The sequence below is a fragment of the Rhodococcus sp. IEGM 1305 genome (assembly GCF_030058635.1).
GTDB lineage: Bacteria > Actinomycetota > Actinomycetes > Mycobacteriales > Mycobacteriaceae > Rhodococcus_F > Rhodococcus_F opacus_D.
On record NZ_JASHKX010000022.1, the window covers coordinates 36,785 to 55,434 of the forward strand.

The following is an 18,650-nucleotide window of genomic DNA, read 5'->3' on the forward strand; positions in this document are numbered from 1 at the left end:
GCCGATGAATGGAATTCAATCGCTGTGGGAGCGCATGAGCGCCGTCAGCCCCGCGCCGGCTCCCTGGATCGTTCAGGTCACGGCGGTGGTGGCGGTGATACTCGTCCTCGAACCGCACGCCTGGCGAGTCACCCGCAACGTGGTGACCATCGTGCACGAGGGCGCGCATCTGGTGGTCGCCCTGCTGTTCGGTCGAACGCTGAAGGGGGTGCGGCTGCACTCGGACACATCGGGTGTCGCCATCTCGTCAGGCAAACCGACCGGGCTCGGTGTGGTCCTCATGACGTTCGCCGGCTACGTGGGTCCTGCCGTTCTGGGGCTCGGTGCGGCCTGGGTGCTGGGCACCCAGCACGCGGTCGCGGTGCTGTGGATCGGTGTCGTCGCTCTTGCGGCCATGCTGATCCTCGTCCGAAACCTGTACGGGTTGTTCTCCCTGACGGTGGTCGGGGCGCTGCTGTTCGGACTCGTGTGGTTCGGGACGCAGGACCAGCAGGTGGCCGCGGCGTATCTGATCACGCTGTTCATGCTCGTCGCCGCGCCGCGCCCGGTCCTCGAACTGCAGCGGCAACGCGCCCGCGGCGCAGCACCGGAGTCGGATGCGGATCAGCTGGCGCGGCTCACCCGCGTTCCCGGCATCGTCTGGGTGGGTCTGTCCCTACTCGTAACGCTGAGCTGCCTCGCACTGGGTGGCTGGTGGATTCTCCGTCCCGTCGGTGGCTGAGGCGCCCGCCAGGTATTCGGCCAGGATCGGTCCGATGACGGCCAGCGCCTCCGGGTCGGTCATCCGGGTGTGTGGGCGGTCGACGGTGTGCGCGATGACGTCCCCATCGATCCACGGCCGCCACGTCGCGCTCGCCGGAGCGGGCTGGGATCCGTTCCCGGCAGCGCCGAAGAACACCAGGTCGCCGTCGAAGTGTCCCGGCACGAAGTCGGCGGCAGCGTCGACGACGTCGACGTAGTCCTCGTACAACCGGGTCAGCTGCTCCGGTCCGAGGTGCTCCGACGCCCCGCCGCCGAATTCCGTGAGCAGTTCCGGCAGTGTCGGTGCCGGGGTGTCCCGCTCCGCCGCCGCGTAGCTGTCGATCATCGCGAGCACACGCACCTCCTCGCCGAGCGAGCGCAACTCGACGGCCATCGCGTGCGCGATCACGCCGCCCACCGAGTACCCGAGCAGGTGATACGGCCCCCGCGGCTGCACACGGTGAATCTCCTCCACATATCGATGGGCCCGCTGCGTGATCGACGAAAACCGTTCGCCGGGCATGGTCACGGCGGGCGACTGCACCCCCCAGACGGGGCGGTCGGGGCCGAGATGCGCACTCAATCCCGCATAGCACCAGGCCAACCCGATGGCCGGATGGATGCAGAACAGCGGCTCCCGTCCACCGTCCGGGTGCAGCGGCAGCAACACCCCGAGTCCGGCGGAAGCGTCGGAGGCCGCCGCGAAACTCGACGAGATTCGCGCGGCGATGCTCTCCGCGGTCGCGTCGGCGAAGAACCATTCGAGCCGGACCTCGACCCGAGTCGATGTGTGCAGCCGTGACGCAGCCCTGGTCGCGGACAGCGAGTTGCCGCCCAGTTCGAAGAAATTGTCGTCCAGCCCCACCAGACCCGTGCCGAGAACGTCCGCGAACACCGCGGTGACCAGTTTCTCGGTGCGGGTCGTCGGGGGACGGAACCGCTGCGCCCGCGGCACCCCCGGATCCGGAAGCGCCCGTCGATCCAGCTTGCCGTGGGGTGTGGACGGTAGCGCCTCCAGCACCACGACCTGGTTGGGCACCATGTAGCGAGGCAGCCGCTGTGCCAGTTCCGCCGACACGGCACGGGTGTCCACCACCATGTCCGGACGCGGCACCACGTAGCCGACCAGCCGGGCCCCCGTGCCGGCTGATTCGTACACGGCCGCCGCGGACTGCGCGACGGCAGCATGGCTTCGCAGCGCCGTCTCGATCTCCTCCAGTTCGACGCGCTGACCGCGGATCTTCACCTGGAGATCGCGCCGGCCGAGATAGTCGATCGTCCCGTCTCTGCGGCGACTCACCACGTCGCCGGTCCGGTACATCCGCTGACCGGGCGGTCCCCACGGATTGGCGGGGAATCGGGCGGCCGTCACCCCCGGCTGCCCGAGATAGCCGCGCGCCAACTGGGCACCGGCGAGGTAGAGCTCACCCGGAACGCCGACGGGCACCGGATGCAGCCGCGAATCCAGCACGAGCACGCCGACGCCCTTCTGCGGCACACCGATCGGGACGGTCGCGGCCTCCGTGCCGACGACCGTGCGGGTCACAGCGACCGCCGTCTCGGTCGGGCCGTACTCGTTGTACAGCACGGCATCCGGGCACCGCGCGTGGAAACTGTGTGCCGTGCCGGGAGGCAGGACCTCCCCGCCACAGGACACCTGCCGCAGTGACGTGAGGTCTGCGTCAGGGATCGCGAGGATCTCGGCCAGCATCAGGGGAAGGAAGTATCCCGCGGTCACCCGGTGCCGTCCGATCAGCTCGGCGAGATGCCGCGGGTCGCGGTGGCCGTCCGGTCGAGCGATCACCAGCCGCGCACCGGCGATCAGCGGCCACCAGAATTCGCGGACCGAGGCGTCGAACGTGTACTGCAATTTGAGCATCACCGTGTCGTCCGCGCCGAGCGGGTCGGTGTCCTGACGCCAACTCAGGAAGCTCACGACGGCCGCATGGGTCACGACGACTCCCTTCGGGGTGCCCGTCGATCCCGACGTGTGGATCACGTACGCGGGGTGCTGAGCGAGCAGGGGAGCGATCCGGTCCAGGTCGGAGATCGGCGACGGATCGACGCCGGACAGGTCCACCCGGTCGATGACGACGAGCTGTGTCTCCGCGGGCAGGACGTCGGAGAGGTCGAACCGATCGCGCTCGGTGGTGAGGACGACACGCGCGGCCGACGACCGGATGACCTGGGCATTGCGCTGCGCGGGCTGATCGGGGTCGATCGGCACGTACGCCCCACCCGCTTTCGCGACGGCATACATTCCGACGAGGAGGTCGACCGAGCGGCGAATCGCCAGTCCCACCATGGACTCCGGGCCGACGCCGGCGCCGATCAGGTGGCGGGCCAGGCGATTCACGTGCTCGTCGAGTTCACGGTAGGTGAGCGCACGATCTCCGGAGACGAGTGCGGTCGCGTCAGGTGAACCGGTGACCTGCCGCTCGAACAGATCGACGAGAGTCTCGCCGGAGGACGGCGCGGCGGTGGGGACGTCCGGGTCCGGATCGAGGAGGGCGAGGTCGCCGACGGACGTATCCGGTTGTGCGACGGCCTCGCTCAACATCCGGATGAACCGTTCGCCGATGTCCGCGACGGTGTGGTGGTCGAACAGGTCGGTGGCGTACGTGAACACCGCCGCACGCCGGGTGCGTTCCGTCGACGGGTCCGGATCGACGGTCACGGTGAGTTGCAGGTCGAATCGGGCCGACCGGGTAGGGGGAGTCATCGCCGACACCCGCAGTCCGGGCAGGGTGAGCGGGGTGTGGTCGAGGTTCTGGAACGCCAGGGCCACCTGAAACAGTGGATTGCGTGCACGTGACCGGGCGGGATCGAGCACCTCGACCACGGTTTCGAACGGAACGGTGGAGTGCGCGAACGCGTCCAGGTCGACCTCTCGCACGCGGCCGAGCAGGTCCGCGAAGCTTTCCGCGGGAATCACGTCGGTGCGCAGGACCAGGTTGTTGACGAACATGCCCACCAGGTCGTCGAGGGCTTGATCCCCGCGTCCCGCGACGGGAGTGCCGATCACGATGTCGGTGGATCCGCTGAGCCTCGCGAGCAACACCGCGAATACCGCGTGCACGACCATGAACGGGGTGACGGCAAGGGCCGTAGCGGTGTGCTCGACCGCGCGATAGAGCACGTCGTCGAGCGCGAATTCGACTGTTCCGCCGCGGTGCGACGCAATGGCGGGATGCGGCCGGTCTGCAGGGAGGGACAGCTGTTCCGGCGCACCCGACAACGTGTCCTTCCAGTACGACAGTTGCTGGGCGGCAACGGACTGCGGGTCGTCGCGGTCGCCCAGCAACTCGTGCTGCCACAGGGTGTAATCCGTGTACTGGACCGGTAACTCGGGCCACCGCGGTGCCTCGCCCGAGACCCGCGCCGCGTAGGCGGTCATCACGTCGCGGACGAGCACCGGCACCGAGAACCCGTCCGTGCTGATGTGGTGGACCATGACGGCGAGCACCCATTCGTCGGGGGCCGGGGCGAACAGCCGGGCACGGATCGGCGGTTCGGCGTCCAGGGCGAAACCCTTCGACGCGAACGTCGCAACCCGCGCGGCGACGTCACCGCGGGACACGGGTATCGGTCGGAGTGTGGGAGCGGCCCGCGACACCGGGATCAACTGCTGGTAGGCCACGCCGTCAGTGTCGGGATACACGGTGCGCAGCGGTTCGTGACGGCCCACCACGTCCGCGACGGCCGCGGTGAGCGCGGCGACGTCGAGTGCCCCGGTCAGCCGCAATGCCATCGGGATGGTGTATTCGGGGGAGCCGGGTGCGAGGCGGGCGAGGAACCACAGTCTTTGCTGCGCAGGCGACAGCGGCACGCGGGCCGGGCGCGGACGCACGGTGAGTGCGACGTGCGTCGCGCCGTCGGTCTGCTCGGTGACAGATGCCGCGAGCGCCGAGACGGTCGGCGTGTCGAACACCGCGCGCACCGGCACCGTCGTGTGCAGTGCGGCACCGATCCGGGACGCGGCGCGCGTGGCGGACAGAGAACTGCCGCCCACGGCGAAGAAGTTGGCCTCACGACCCACGAGGTCGAGTCCGAGCACCTCGGCGAACACTGTGGCCACCACCCGTTCGGCGGGCGTGTGCGGGGCCTCGAATTCGGTCGCCGGAGGGACGGGGTCGGGCAGCGCCGAGCGGTCCAGTTTCCCGTTCACGGTGAGCGGGACGGCGTCCACCACGACCACGATCGCGGGCACCAGCGTCGTCGGCAGACGCGTCGCCGCGTAGCGGATCAGCTGATCCGGATCGACCGTCTCGTTCCGTGCGGGGATCACGTACGACACGAGTGCGTCGACGCCGTCCCGCAGTTCACGCACATCCGTCGCCGCGAATCGCACGGTCGAATGGGTGAGAAGGGTGGCGTCGATCTCGCCGAGTTCGATTCGGACGCCGCGCAGTTCGATCTGCGAGTCGTTGCGGTGCAGATACTCGATCGACCCGTCGCGGCGCCACCGACCCACATCGCCCGTCCGATACATCCGCTCCCCGGAGGGGCCGAACGGGGAGGCGACGAAGCGCGCGGCGGTCAGCGCGGGCCTGCGATGATAGCCGCGGGCGACGCCCGGACCGCAGATGTAGAGTTCGCCGGCCACTCCCGTCGGAACCGGATGCAGACGCGAATCCAGCAGGAGTACGGTGGCGCCGCGGACCGGACGGCCGATGGTGACCGGCCTGCCGGCCGCCAGGGGATCACTGATACTCGCCATGACCGTCGTCTCGGTCGGGCCGTATCCGTTGAACATCTGCTCCTGCGCCGCCCACACCGCCACGAGTTCCGGTGGGCAGGGTTCGCCGCCCACCACGACGACCCGGAGGTCGTGCAGGCCGCGCGGGTCGACCGTCGCCAGCACCGTCGGCGTGGTGAACACGTGGCTGACCCGCTCGCGGGCCAGCAGGTCCGTGAGCGGGTCGTCGGCCTGGACCGTCGGTGGTGCGAGCACCATGCAGGCGCCCGCACCGAGCGCGAGCAGTATCTCCAGCACCGAGCCGTCGAAGCTGGGCGACGACGCGTGCAGGGTGCGCGACGACGCCGTCACCGAATACCGCTCCCGCTGTTCCGCCGTGAAGTCGGCGAGACCGGTGTGGATCACCACCACTCCCTTGGGATTTCCCGTCGAACCGGATGTGTAGATCACGTACGCGGGGTGGCGCGCATCGAGCGGCCGAGCACGGTCGGCATCGGTGACCGGGGCCGAAGAGTAGCCGCGACATTCTGTTCGGAAGTCCGGGTCGTCGAGCAACAGCCAGTCCGTACCGTCCGGCAGGGCCTCGCGGTCCGCGGCGGTGGTCAGCCCGAGGGCGGCGCCGGAGTCGTCCATCAGGTACCGGACCCGCGCGGCGGGGTAGTGCGGGTCGACGGGCACGAACGCGGCACCCGTCTTCGCGACCGCCCACACGGAGACGACGGACAGGACCGAGCGCGGCACCCCGAGGGCCACGAGAGCCTCGGGTCCCACCCCGCGCCGCATCAGGGCGCGGGCGAGCCGATTCGACTCGGCGTCGAGTTCGCGATACGTCATCGACCGGCCGTCCGCCGTCAGCGCCGATTCCCCCGGACTCTGCCGGGCGGCAGCGGACATCAGGTCGGGCAGGGTGCGCTGAGGCACCGAAGGCGGTCCGTGATGCTGCGCCTGCTGTTCCGCGACGTCCCGCACGTCGATGTCGCCGATCACGGCGGACGGGTGTGCGAGCGCGGCCCGCAGAAGGCGCTGGAACCGGTCCGCGACTCCCGAGACCGTGTCGTCGTCGAACAGATCGGTGGCGTAGGTGAAAACGCACGATATCGGTCCCGGGGCGCCTGCGTCGTCCACTGATTCGGTGACCGTGAGCTGGAGGTCGAATTTCGCGGTGTGCGTCTCGATCTCGACGATGTCGGCGGAGATCTCCGGCAGGTCGATCACGACCGGCGCCGTGTTGTGATAGGCGAGCGCCAGCTGGAACAGCGGATTACGACTGCGGGACCGAGCGGGCGCGACCGCCTGCACAACCTCCTCGAACGAGACGTCCGCATGGGCGTACGCGGCCAGATCGACGTCCCGCACGCGGCCGATCATGTCGGCGAACGTGGTGTGCAGCGGGACGTCTGTCCGGAGCACCAGTGTATTGACGAACATCCCGACGAGATCGTCGAGTGCGCGGGGCCCGCGACCCGCGATCGGCGTGCCGACGACGATGTCCGACGTGTCGCCGAGTCTGGCCGCGAGGACGGCCAGCGCCGCATGCACCACCATGAACGGAGTGGCGTCGTGAGTACGCGCGAGAGCACGAATCCGCCGATGAATCTCGGCGTCGAGAATGAACTCGACGCTCGCGCCCCGGTGCGTCGTGACGGGCGGGCGCGCACGGTCGAACGGCAGGGGGAGCAGTTCGGGCAACCCGGACAGGGTCTGCGTCCAATACGCCAGTCCGCGCTGCCCGTCCTGCAGTTCACGCTGCCAGAGGGCGTAGTCGGCGTAGCGGACGGGAAGGGGCATCCAGACCGGCGAGTTGCCCTGCGCCCGGGCGCGATATGCGGCCATCACATCCCGGGCGAGCGGTCCCAGCGAGAACCCGTCCGCACTGATGTGATGGACGACGAGGGCCAGCACCCATTCGTCGGCGCTCACCGCGAGAAGTTCGGTGCGAACCGGGGGTTCGGCGGTGAGGTCGAATCCGGTCGACAGCAGGCCGCGGACCCGGCCGATCGGGTCCGTCGTCGTCCGCACCGTGCACGGCGGCACCGCGGAGGTGGGGAGAACATGCTGGCAGGGGACCCCGTCGTGCTCGGGATAGACGGTGCGCAGGGGTTCGTGTCGTTCGATCACGTCACCCACCGCCGCACACAGTGCCGATTCGTCGAGCGTGCCGGTGAGGCGGAGCACGACGGGAATGCTGTCGGTCGCCGAGCGTCCGTCGAGCCGGTTCAGGAACCACAGTCGCTGCTGTGCCAGGGACAGCGGCACGTGGGCGGTCGGGGCGCGGGGGACCAGGGGCGCCCGCCCGGTCTGGTGCGTTCGCTTCGCGAGATACTCCGACAGGTCCGCGACCGTCGGGTGGTCGAACAGTGCGCGGACGTCGACGGAGATTCCCAGCGCCGCTCCGACGCGGGCGACGGCTTGCGCCGCGGTCAGCGAGTTTCCGCCCGCCGCAAAGAAGTTGTCGTGCCTGCCCACCCCGCCGGTGCCGGTGACCTCCGCGAACACGAACGCGACCACGTCCTCGGTGGGGGTGACGGGCGGGTCGAAAGAGGAGGTCGCGGAGGCCGGTTCCGGTAGGGCGGCGCGATCCAGCTTTCCACTGGTGGTGAGTGGTAGTGCCGCGAGCGGGACGACGGCGGAGGGAATCATGTAGTCCGGGAGCAGACCGGCGAGACGGTCGACGATCCGACGCTCATCCGGCGGCACACCGTGCGCGGCTACGACATAGGCGATCAGCCGATCTCCCGCTTTCGCGTCACGGTGCACCGTGACCGCCGCGTGGGTCACAGCCGGGTCGGACGTGAGCGCGGACTCGATCTCGCCGGGTTCGATGCGCTGGCCGCGGAGTTTGATCTGGAAGTCGGTGCGCCCGAGATACTCGAGCCGGCCCGACTGATTCCACCGCACCACGTCGCCGGTGCGGTACATCCGTCCACCGGTTCCGCCGAAGGGATCGGCGACGAAGCGTTCGGCGGTCAGGTCGGGGTGTCCGGCATACCCGCGCGCCAAGTACGCACCGGCAAGGTACAACTCGCCCCTTGTCCCGATCGGCGCCGGCCGGAGCCGGCTGTCGAGTACATACGTACGTATGTTGGAAATGGGACGGCCGATGGCGACCGCGGTGCCGAACTCGTTGCCGTCGACCGACTCCGAGGTCGCCGCCGCCGCCTCGCACGGGCCGTACCAGTTGTACAGCGCGGCGGGACTGCGTCCCTCGAATCGCGATGCCGTCGCCGCGGACAGGGGTTCACCCGCCGAGTACACGCGGCGCAGCGGGGCGAGTTCCCGCGGCCCGCACTGCTCCAGAAAGGCGTCGAGCATCGACGGCACGACATGGAGAGTCGTGATCGACTCCTGCGCGACGATCCGTGCGAGGTAGCGGGGATCGCGGTGTCCGTCGGGTGCGGCGATCACCACCCGTGCACCGGTATGCAAGGGCCACAGCAGTTCCCACGCGGAAATGTCGAACGTGAGAGGCGTCTTGTGCAATACCGCATCGGAACCGTCGAGCGGTGTCAGCGTCTGCGCCCAGCGGAACTGGTTCACCATCATCTCGTGGGTCACCGTCACGCCCTTGGGCCGGCCCGTGGAACCGGACGTGTAGATGACGTACGCGGCGTTCGCCGGATGCAGCGGTGCGCGTCTCTCGGAATCCGTGATCGATCGGGGGTCGTACCCGGTGAGGTCCAACAGATCGAGATCCGCGACGGCGACTCCGTCCGGGACCGTGCGATTGCGGGAATCGGACGTGAGGACCAGCGCGGGTGAGGCCGAGTCGATGACGAGTGCCGTTCGTCCGAGCGGGTGCTCGGGGTCCATCGGCAGGTAGGCGCCGCCGGCTTTCAGTACCGCGTGCAGCGCCACGAGAAGCTGGATCGAGCGGGGTACCGCGACACCGACGACGGTTTCCGGTCCGATTCCCTTCGCGACGAGATACCGGGCGAGTCGATTCACCCGTGCGTCGAACTCCGCGTACGTCAGTCGATCCGGGCCGAAGACCACCGCGACGGCCTCCGGGGAACGCTCGGCCTGCGCGTCGAACAGGTCCACCAGGGTCTGCGAGGGTACCGGTGCGTCCGTCGCGTTCCAGGTGCGCAGCACCCGCTCGCGCTCCTGATCGCCGAGGAGGTCGAGCCTGCCGAGGACGACGTGCGGATCCCCGTTGATGCACTCGAGGACGCGCCCGACGCGGGCGAGCAGGGCTTTCTCGTCGTATCGATGTGACCGGCACTTCGCCGTCAACCGGAGGGTCCGGGCGACTGTCACCGCCAGCGTCACGGCGTAGTGCGACGCATCGTGTGCGCGGACCTCGTCCAGTGTGAGTCCGTCGACGGGTTCCGGCAGCGCGGTGCGGTCCACGGGGTACGACTCGAACGCGACCAGCGTGTCGAACAGCGGCGCCACGCCGACTGCCTGCTGGATGTCCGCCAGGCCCAGATGGTGATGGTCCAGGAGGCGCACATGGTCGGCCTGTAGGCGGGTGAGCAGCATGGCGGTGTCGGTATCGGGGACCAGCGGGATCCGCACGGGCACGGTGTTGACGAACAATCCCACCGCACTCTCCACCCCGGCGACGTCCGCGGGCCTGCCGGAGACGGTCGCGCCGATCACGACGTCGTCCCGGGCGGTCGCCTGCCCGAGAACGATTCCCCAGGCCGCCTGCACGATCGTGCTCAGCGTGACGCCGAGCTCGGTCGCTCGCGCGGTCAGCTTCCGGGTGTCCTCCTCGCTCAGCTCCAGCACCGTCTCCGACGTGGTGGGGGTGGGTTCGGCCGACGCGGCGGGCTCGGTGATGCCGTCGAGAGCCGCGACCCACGCCCGCGCCGAGGCCTCGGTGTCCTTCGTCGCCAGCCATTCCAGGTAGTCGCGGTACGGGCTCGAATCCGGCGGCTCGGTGCGGACATCGTCGCGTTGGTAGGCGGTGAAGAGTTCGCGCACCAGCAACGGCATGGACCAGCCGTCCAGCACGATGTGGTGGGCGGTGATCGCCAGGTCGACGCGGTTCGGCCCCCGCGACAGCAGGGTGAACCGAATCAGCGGTGGGGCAGACATGTCGAAGCGGGTGGTGCGGTCGTCGCGCAGGACCTCGGGATCCTCTGTGACGTCCGTGAGGTCGACGTGCCGCCACCGCAGCGGCACGTCGTCGAGCACGAGTTGCACCGGGACGCCGCGACTGTCGCGCACGAATGCGGTGCGCAGGTTCGCGTGCCCCGCAAGGACGGCGCCGCATGCGCGCCGGAGCCGATCCTGATCGAGGTGTCCGGACAGGGTCAGGATCACCTGCATCGCATACGGATCGGCATCCGTACCCGCGAGTGCCGCGTGGAACAGCAGGCCCGACTGCAACGGCGTCAGCGGCCACACGTCGAGCAGACCCGGATGGTCCCGCTCCCACTCGTCGATGTCGTTGCGGTCCACGGCGACGAGCGGCAGATCGGACGGGGTGAGCCCACCGGCGCGCGGAGACCGCGCCACCGCGGCGAGCGCTGTCAGCGCCTGCTCCCACAGATCGCCCAGCGCCCGCACGTCCTCGGGCGCAATCGCACCCGCCGGGTATGCGAAGGTGGCGTCGAGGACACCGCGGGCGGTGAACGCGGTGATGTCGATCAGCGCGGTGACCGGCATCGACGGTTCCGCCGACGAGAACACGGCGGTGTCGTCCCGCACGGGGCGCCAATCATGTTCTGTCTCCGCGGTATCGAGCCGGCCGAGGTAGTTGAAGGCGACCTGGCCGAGGTCGTCCCCCGGATACCGCAACTGCCCGTAGCCGATGCCCTTGTCGGGCACCGCACGCAACTGTTCCTTGACCAACTTGATCGCGGTGCTTGCAGCAGGGCCGCCCGCGAACGCCTCGTCCAGGTCGACGTCCCCGAGGTCGAGGCGAATCGGGAAGATACTGGTGAACCACCCGACGGTGCGGGAAAGGTCGGCGCCGGGGAGCACCCCTTCCTCGCGGCCGTGCCCCTCGAGCCGGATCACCGGCGCGGTGGCCGGTCGTCCCCGCCGGCGCTGCCACTGCGCGAGGGCGAGGGTGAGCGCGGTGAGCAGTGCGTCGTTGACCTCACAGCGGAAGGCGGCCGGGAGGCCGGTGAGCAACGAGTGTGTGACGTCCGCAGACACGTCCGTGTGGACCCGATCCACGGTGGAATTCACGTCACGCCGCGTGTCGAGGGGGCGGGTGCCGAGCGGCGAATCCTCGTACGCGGTCATCTCACGCCAGAACGGCAGCTCGGACCTGCGGCCCGGCCGCTGCGCCTCCTCGATCAGGCCGTGCGACCACCGGCGCAGGGAGGTGCCGATCGGTGCCAGGGTAGGCGATATCCCCGCCTCCACCTGCGCCCACGCTGCCGCGAGATCGCCGATCAGGATTCGCCACGAGACCCCGTCGATCACCAGGTGATGGGCGACGAGGAGGAGCCGCCCGCGGCGCGTGGTGTCTTCCGGTCCGGGATCGAGCCAGACGCACTGCACCATCACGCCCGCAGCAGGATTCAACCGGCGGACTGCGGCCTCGTGTTCGTCCCGCGTACGCTGCGCCGGGTCGGCGTGGTCGGGCAGCGGGACCCGCAGGATCGTGCCCGCCGGCAGCGGTGCGCCTGCCGGGCTCACGGTGAGGAACGCCGTCCCGTCCGAGCCGCGCACGAGGCGCGCCCGCAGTGCGTCGTGCCGATCGACGACGGCGCCGATCACACTGTCCAGCGTGTCGGGATATACAGCGCGTGGCAGTTCCACCGTCACCGCCTGTGCGTACCGGTCGATGACGCCCGCCCGGTCGAGGAGAAATCGGGCCGCCGGGGTGAGCGGCATGTCGCCGACCCCGCCGCCCGGCAGTTCCGCGAGGACCGGTCTGTCGAGGTCGCTCCCCGCGACGTGGCCGAGACGGGAGATCGTGCGCTGCTCGAAAACGTCGCGCGGAGTGAACGAAATTCCCGCACTCCTCGCCCGGGAGGCCAATTGGATCGCCATGATGCTGTCGCCGCCGAGCGCGAAGAACGACTCGTCCACACCGAAATCGGACGTGCCGAGAACGTCGGCGTACAGGCCGTGGAGTGTGCGTTCGCGCTCGCTTCTGGGGGCGGTCCGGGAACGTGACCGGCGGCTGTGCTCGGGGAGGGCAGTGCGGTCCAGCTTGCCCGACGGGGTCAACGGAATGTGGGAGAGCACGACGACGGCGGCCGGCACCAGATGCGGTGGCAGTTCGGCGGTGAGGAACGACAGCAGCTCCTGCTCGGCCAGGGTGTCGGCGCCCACCACATACGACACGAGCTGATCGCCGGCCGTCTGCGAGCGAATCACGGTGACGGCGAATCGAACCGCCGGATGCCGGCGGAGTGTCGCGTCGATCTCGCCGGGCTCGACGCGTAGACCCCGGAGGTTCACCTGTTCGTCGCTGCGTCCGAGGTACTCGAGTTCGTGGTCCCGGGTCCAGCGGACCGTGTCGCCGGTGCGGTACATGCGGGTGCCCGCTGGTCCGTACGGGTCGGCGACGAACCGTTCCGACGTCTGCCGAACCCTGCGGTGGTACCCGCGGGCCAGGGCGGTCCCCGCGACGTACAGCTCGCCGACCACACCGGCGGGGACCGGGCGGAGCCGGTGGTCGAGGACCACGGCCCTCGTTCCGTGGATCGGCCGGCCGATGGTGACCGGTCCGGACTCGGCGAGAGGCGCGCTGACGGTCGCCATGACGGTAGTCTCCGCCGGACCGTACGCGTCGATTATCCGGCATCGGGATGCCCACCGAGACAACAGTTCCGGCGGACACTTCTCACCCGCGACGACGAGTGTGCGCAGGCCTCCGACCTCCCCGGGGTCCATCGACGCCAGGACCGACGGGGTGATCACCGCGTGGGTGACGCGTTCGGTGGTCATCAGCCGTGCGAGAGGGGATCCACCGAACACTGCGGGTGAGGCGATGACGAGCGCAGCACCGGAGCCGAAGGCCATCAGCATCTCGAAGACGGAGGCGTCGAAGCTCGGTGATGCGACATGCAGAACCCTTGCCGCGCTGTCGAGGCCGAGTCGGGTGCGCTGCGCGGAGACCAGATTGGCGATCCCGCGGTGGGTGACCACGACTCCCTTGGGAACTCCGGTGGATCCGGATGTGTAGATGAGGTAGGCGGCGTCGTCGAATCGTATTGTCGGCGGGGGCACATCGTCGGCGGTCGAGCCGCCCGACTCGTCGAGCAGTAGCCACTCGGTGCTGTCCGGCAGCGTGTTCGTGTATTCGACGGACGTCAACCCAACTGCCGCGTGGGAGTCGTCGAGCATGTGCCGAACACGGGCGACCGGGGAGGTCGGATCCACCGGCAGGAATGCCGCCCCCGTCTTCGCGACGGCCCAGACCGCACAGACATAGTCGGAGGACCGCGGCAAAGCCACCGCGACGATGTCGCCGGACCCGACGCCGAATCGTGCCAGCGTCGCAGCGATCCGATCCGATCGCCCGTCGAGTTCGCGGTAGGTGATCTCGCGGCCGGCGCTGACGACGGCGGTCGCGTCCGGATGCTGTGCGGCGGAGGCGCGAAACACGTGGGCGAGCGTGACGGGCACGCTGTCGGGCGGTCCGGGGAAGGGGACCAGTGCCGCGGTTTCGTTCTCCGTGAGGACCGGGAGTTCACCGATCGGGTGGGCGGCATCGGCGTCGAGGAAGTGCCGGAAGTACCGCAGGAATCTCGTATGGTGCCCCTCGAGCTCGTCCTGCGAATACAGTCGCGGGTTCGCCTTGAAATCGAGGTGCACACGTCCGCGGGGACCGTACCGGTACAGATTCACCAGGAGGTCTTCGATCGGACCCGAAGACAACACATGCAATTGGCTGCGTAGCGAACCGAGTTCCAACTCCTCGGGGAACAGCATGATGTTGACGGCGGGGCCGAACAGTCGCGGCCCGGACAGTGCGCTTCCCAGGTCTGCGCGAATGTCCTCGTGCCGGTACCGCTGATGCCGCAGGGCGCCCGACATCACGAGGCGCGTGCGGGACACCAGATCGCCGACAGTCCCTGTCCCCGCGGACGTGATGCGCAGCGGCACCACGTTGGACACCATTCCGCCGGACCGGCGCAGCGCCGCCGTCGTGCGTGCCGACACCGGCAGGCTGAGCGTGACGTCGTCCTCGCCGGTCATTCGCGCCAGATAGCCCGCGACCGCACAGACGGTGAGCGTCGCAGGATTGACGCCGTGCGCTGCCGCGCTCTTCTCGAGTTGATCGACGACCTCGGTGGTCAACGTTGCGCCGACGTGCCGGGAACCGGCGGTCGGCGGCGCGGAGCCGCGCGCGAGGGTGCTCGCGTGGGTGACACCACGCATCGTTTCTGTCCAGTAGTCCCGGTCGGATTCCCGGCGGGCGGAGGTGCGGTAGTCGGTCTCGAGTTCGTGGATGCGCCGCAGACCGACCGGACTGCTCGCGGGTGGTGGCAGTCCGTGCACCGCGGCGGTGTAGAGCGCGGCGATCCGGTAGAGCATCGTGACGGACCCGAAACCGTCCATCGCGATGTGGTGGGCGCGCGAATACCAGAAGTAATGGTCGTGTCCGACGTGGAGAAGGAACGAGACGGTCAGACGGTCACGCTGGATGTCGATCGGATCGGCGGTCTCGGTGCGCATCCACGCGTGCGCCGACGCCTCCGGGTCCGGCGTGTCCCGGAAGTCGAGGTAGCCGACGGAGGCGTCCAGGCTCGGGTCCACCCATTGCAGCGGTTGCCCGTCGATCTCGGAGACCTTCAGGAAAAACGACTCGAACTCGGCGGCCGCGCGGACACACGCGTCTGTGAGGGCGCTCCGGTCCAGGTCGCCGTGGATGTCGACGTACTGGGCGACCGACACCGGAACCGCGGGATCGACGTGCTGCGCGAGCCACATCCCCGCTTGCGCGGGTGACAGGGGGAACGCGCGCGCCGACGAGTCTCCGGGACCAACCGAGGTCGGTGAACTCATGCTGACTTCTCTCACGCATACGTCCCCGCACGACGCTGCTTGCTGGGGTGCCTCCATTCAGGAGTCTGCCCCAGTTTTCTAGGAGATTGCTTAGAAACGTCTAGATAGTGCTACTGCCGGTTGCAGTCGTGCGGTCATGCCACCTCGTGCTCTCCGCCGGCAGCGACTTTCCGCAGGCCACGGTAGGCGCCTTCCGGCGTCTGCCGACCCGCGACCACCGCCTCGACCTCGGCGGCAATGGGCATCTCCACGTTGTAGTCGCGGGCCAGTTCCATCACGGTGGGGGCCGTCTTCACGCCCTCGGCCACCTGCCCCAACTTTGCGACCGCCTCGTCGACCGTCATGCCGCGGGCGATGTACTCGCCCACCCGCCGGTTACGCGAACTCGGGCTCATACAGGTGGCGATCAGGTCTCCGACCCCGGTGAGTCCCGCGAACGTCCGCGGGTTCGCGCCCATCGCCTCACCCAGCCGGGTCATCTCGGCCAACCCTCGCGCCAGGACCATCGCGCGCGTGTTGTCGCCGACATCCAGCCCGTCGGCCATTCCCGAGGCGATCGCCACGATGTTCTTCAGCACGCCACCGAGTTCGCAGCCCAGCACATCGGTGTTCCGGTACACCCGGAACACGGCGGACGCGAACAACGGCTGCAACGCGGTGGCCACCCGAACGTCCTGGGTGGCCACGACCGACGCGGCCGCCAGTCCGTCCACGATCTCCCGCGCAATATTCGGGCCCGCGAGAAGCCCGACCGGATGCCCGGGCAGGCACTCGGCGATCACCTCGGTGGGTCGCAGCCGTGTTCCCGGCTCCAGCCCCTTCGCCAGCGACAGCACCGGCACCCACGCCCGCACCTCGTTGGCGATCTGAGCGAGGGTGCTGCGGACCGCGTGCGACGGCACCCCAACCACGAGAACGTCGGCTTCATGGGCCGCTTCGACGATGTCGGCTGTGGAGCGCATGGAGTCGGGGAGCGGGCGGTCGCCGAGGTAGCGGGAGTTGCGGTGCTCGTTGTTGATCTCGTCGGCCGTATCCGAGTTCCGCGCCCACAGCAGGGTCGGTGTGTTGTGGGCGGCGAGACCTGCCACCGTCGTCCCCCACGAGCCGGCGCCGAGCACGACGACGCGTACCGGGCGGGCCATTACCGGTCACCCATCGAGTTGATGCTGTCCATGACCTCAAGCCTGGCACTTGCCGGGCGTTCACGAAGCTGATTCGGCAAGTCCCTGTGGCCGCTAGCATCCATTCATGCGTGGACGAATTGCAGGACTTGCGGCGTGTGTCGGTGTGCTCGTCTCCATGGCGGCCGGTGAAGCGCGCGCCGTGCCCCCGCCGCTCGGCGACGTGGCGGCAGTGCGAGCCGCCCTCCAATCGGCCGCCATGCCGATCAGCACCCGCACCGCGCAGTCGATCACGACCACCATCGAGCGCATCGCCGACGGTACACCGCGCTACAACTACTTCCCCCGATCGGTTCATCTCGTCGAGGGCACCGCCCAGCCGTTCCTGTACGACACCACCGCAGCCGACTGCCTCCCTGCCGGCTTCGGAGAGCAGAACGATTCGGTCGGTATCGCTCGCGCGATAGCAGGCCCCGCCGTCGACGAGAACCTTCCTGTCCCAGTCATTCCGCCGGGGAAGGTCAATGTCTTCTTCAGCGGGATGAACACGGCAATGTCGTCGCCACTGCAGGGCGACCTCGTCGAGGTCGCCTGGCTGAACCTCACCACCATGCAGTCGGGGCGAGCGCCGTTGTATCAGGAGCGGCCGGCCGACTACATCGTCACGCTGTCCAATACCCTCGAGACAGGCAGGGGCACAATCGTGTTCGTCGTCTTCGGGAGCATCCTCGACAACACCAGCCGGGCATTGCCGCCATGTGATTACGCCCCGGTGGTCGGCGTCGTCCAGGCGTGATCGCGCTGTCACGACGCACGCAGGCGTGCGATCAGTACCGCCTCGACCTCCGACTGTCGTGCCGCGGCCGGGAGCGGCGGGGCCGCCGATCGGTAGTGGTGCCCGGTCGGGGTGCCGAGGTCGATGAGGTGGGTGCCGCCGGGCCTGCTCACGGGACGTGCTGTCCAACCCGGTGCTTCCTTCGCGTAGTTGCAGGCCTCGCAGAGCCCGGACCCGTTTCGCGCGGTGGTCTTACCCAATTTACTGCGTGAGCGGATGTGATCGTGATGCCGGATCGGCGCATCGCACCACGGAGTCCGGCACGTCCGATCCCGGAGGTCGATCAGCTTTCGCAGGCTCTTCGGGAACGTGCGCGACCGGGACTCCATCGCCGTCAACGCCCCCGACTGGGGGCACGAATACACCCGCTGCAACGACGTCTCGGTGCCACTATCGACGGCCTCGGCCACCAGTTGCCGGGCAATCCCCGCCGGCACCGGCCCGAACCCCTGCAACTGCGCGGCCTCGTGCCCACCGGCCAGCAAGGTCTCGTCCGAGAGCACCAGATTCACCGCCACCGGCACCCCCGCCGCCACCGACGCTCCGGTGCCGCGGTCGAACAACAGGCCCACCATCAGCTGATTGCGGGTCCGGCCGCCACTGTTCCCGGTCGCGATCAGACTGTCGGCATCCCGCCCCAACGTGGCCTGGAGGCACACTGCTTGCTCCACCGGCATCAACACACTGAGGTAGGCCATCGAATCCGGCGCCGGCCGTGTCGTGACCCGACGCTCGGACACCGCCTTGCGATGCCGGGCTACAACCGCCGCGGCGTCGAGTTCGACCGCCAACGCTTTCGCCCGCGCGATCAGCCCGCGGTCGCCGACCCCGTCGAGAGTGGCCGGGTCCGAACACAACCGACGGTCCACGATGCCCCGATCCGTCGCCGACAGGCACGCCGTCTCCCGCACCAACAACGTGGCACGCCATTCGTTCAACCGGCCCGACCGCAACATCGCCAGGGTGTGCGGCATCTCGTGCACCAACGCCCGCGCGAACCCGAGATGCCGACCACCACGGTTCGGGGATTCCCTGCGCGCCAACGCAATCTGCGAGGCAATGCCGCGGTCCCACTCCGCCCGCGGCAACCCGGCAGCCTTGCGGTCCGCGCGGATAGACGTGGCGACGTCGTCGGTGATCACCGCCTGCGCCGCGCACCCGACCGACTTCAACGTCTCGATCGCGTCGAGCAGATCGATGCCCAATCCCGCATCGCCACTCGCCGCCTCGGCACATTGCAACCGCGCCGTGAACGCGCGCAATTCCTCGAGAAGTAATGCCCCCACAACCAACCTCCCCCAAGGTCATTCGAATACATGTTCGACTCTAG

5 protein-coding genes are annotated in these 18,650 nt (G+C 69.0%); 2 read left to right on the forward strand and 3 right to left on the reverse strand.

Annotated features, from left to right (window positions below; genetic code table 11):
- Positions 1 to 4: 4 nt before the first annotated feature.
- Positions 5 to 721, forward strand: a complete 717-nt coding sequence (locus tag QM693_RS25275; protein WP_280780458.1) for a M50 family metallopeptidase — start codon at positions 5 to 7, stop codon at positions 719 to 721.
- Here the strand turns inward: QM693_RS25275 and QM693_RS25280 are convergent.
- Together QM693_RS25280 and QM693_RS25285 are read right to left on the reverse strand one after the other, a co-directional pair.
- The gene (locus tag QM693_RS25280) at positions 656 to 15,364 is read right to left on the reverse strand and encodes a non-ribosomal peptide synthetase (protein WP_283353725.1); all 14,709 of its coding nucleotides are present in this window, start codon (positions 15,362 to 15,364) and stop codon (positions 656 to 658) included. The two genes, QM693_RS25275 and QM693_RS25280, sit on opposite strands and share 66 nt — an antisense overlap.
- A 134-nt stretch (positions 15,365 to 15,498) precedes the next feature.
- On the reverse strand, positions 15,499 to 16,506 hold the full coding sequence (locus QM693_RS25285) for an NAD(P)H-dependent glycerol-3-phosphate dehydrogenase (protein ID WP_105415523.1): 1,008 nt from the start codon (positions 16,504 to 16,506) through the stop codon (positions 15,499 to 15,501).
- A gap of 106 nt (positions 16,507 to 16,612) precedes the next feature.
- On the opposite strand from QM693_RS25285, the gene QM693_RS25290 reads away from it, so the two are divergent.
- Positions 16,613 to 17,281, forward strand: a complete 669-nt coding sequence (locus tag QM693_RS25290) for an Rv1157c family protein (protein ID WP_283333823.1) — start codon at positions 16,613 to 16,615, stop codon at positions 17,279 to 17,281.
- An 8-nt stretch (positions 17,282 to 17,289) separates the two neighbouring features.
- On the opposite strand, the gene QM693_RS25295 is transcribed toward QM693_RS25290, so the two are convergent.
- Positions 17,290 to 18,606, reverse strand: a complete 1,317-nt coding sequence (locus tag QM693_RS25295) for an HNH endonuclease (RefSeq protein WP_283353726.1) — start codon at positions 18,604 to 18,606, stop codon at positions 17,290 to 17,292.
- Between the last annotated feature and the right edge of the window lie 44 nt (positions 18,607 to 18,650).

Excerpts from the sequence above, each read along its gene's own strand:
- QM693_RS25275 (WP_280780458.1), top strand. The coding sequence starts at position 5 with ATGAATGGAATTCAATCGCTGTGGGAGCGCATGAGCGCCGTCAGCCCC.
- QM693_RS25280 (WP_283353725.1), bottom strand. The coding sequence starts at position 15,364 with ATGAGTTCACCGACCTCGGTTGGTCCCGGAGACTCGTCGGCGCGCGCG.
- QM693_RS25285 (WP_105415523.1), bottom strand. The coding sequence starts at position 16,506 with ATGGCCCGCCCGGTACGCGTCGTCGTGCTCGGCGCCGGCTCGTGGGGG.
- QM693_RS25290 (WP_283333823.1), top strand. The coding sequence starts at position 16,613 with ATGCGTGGACGAATTGCAGGACTTGCGGCGTGTGTCGGTGTGCTCGTC.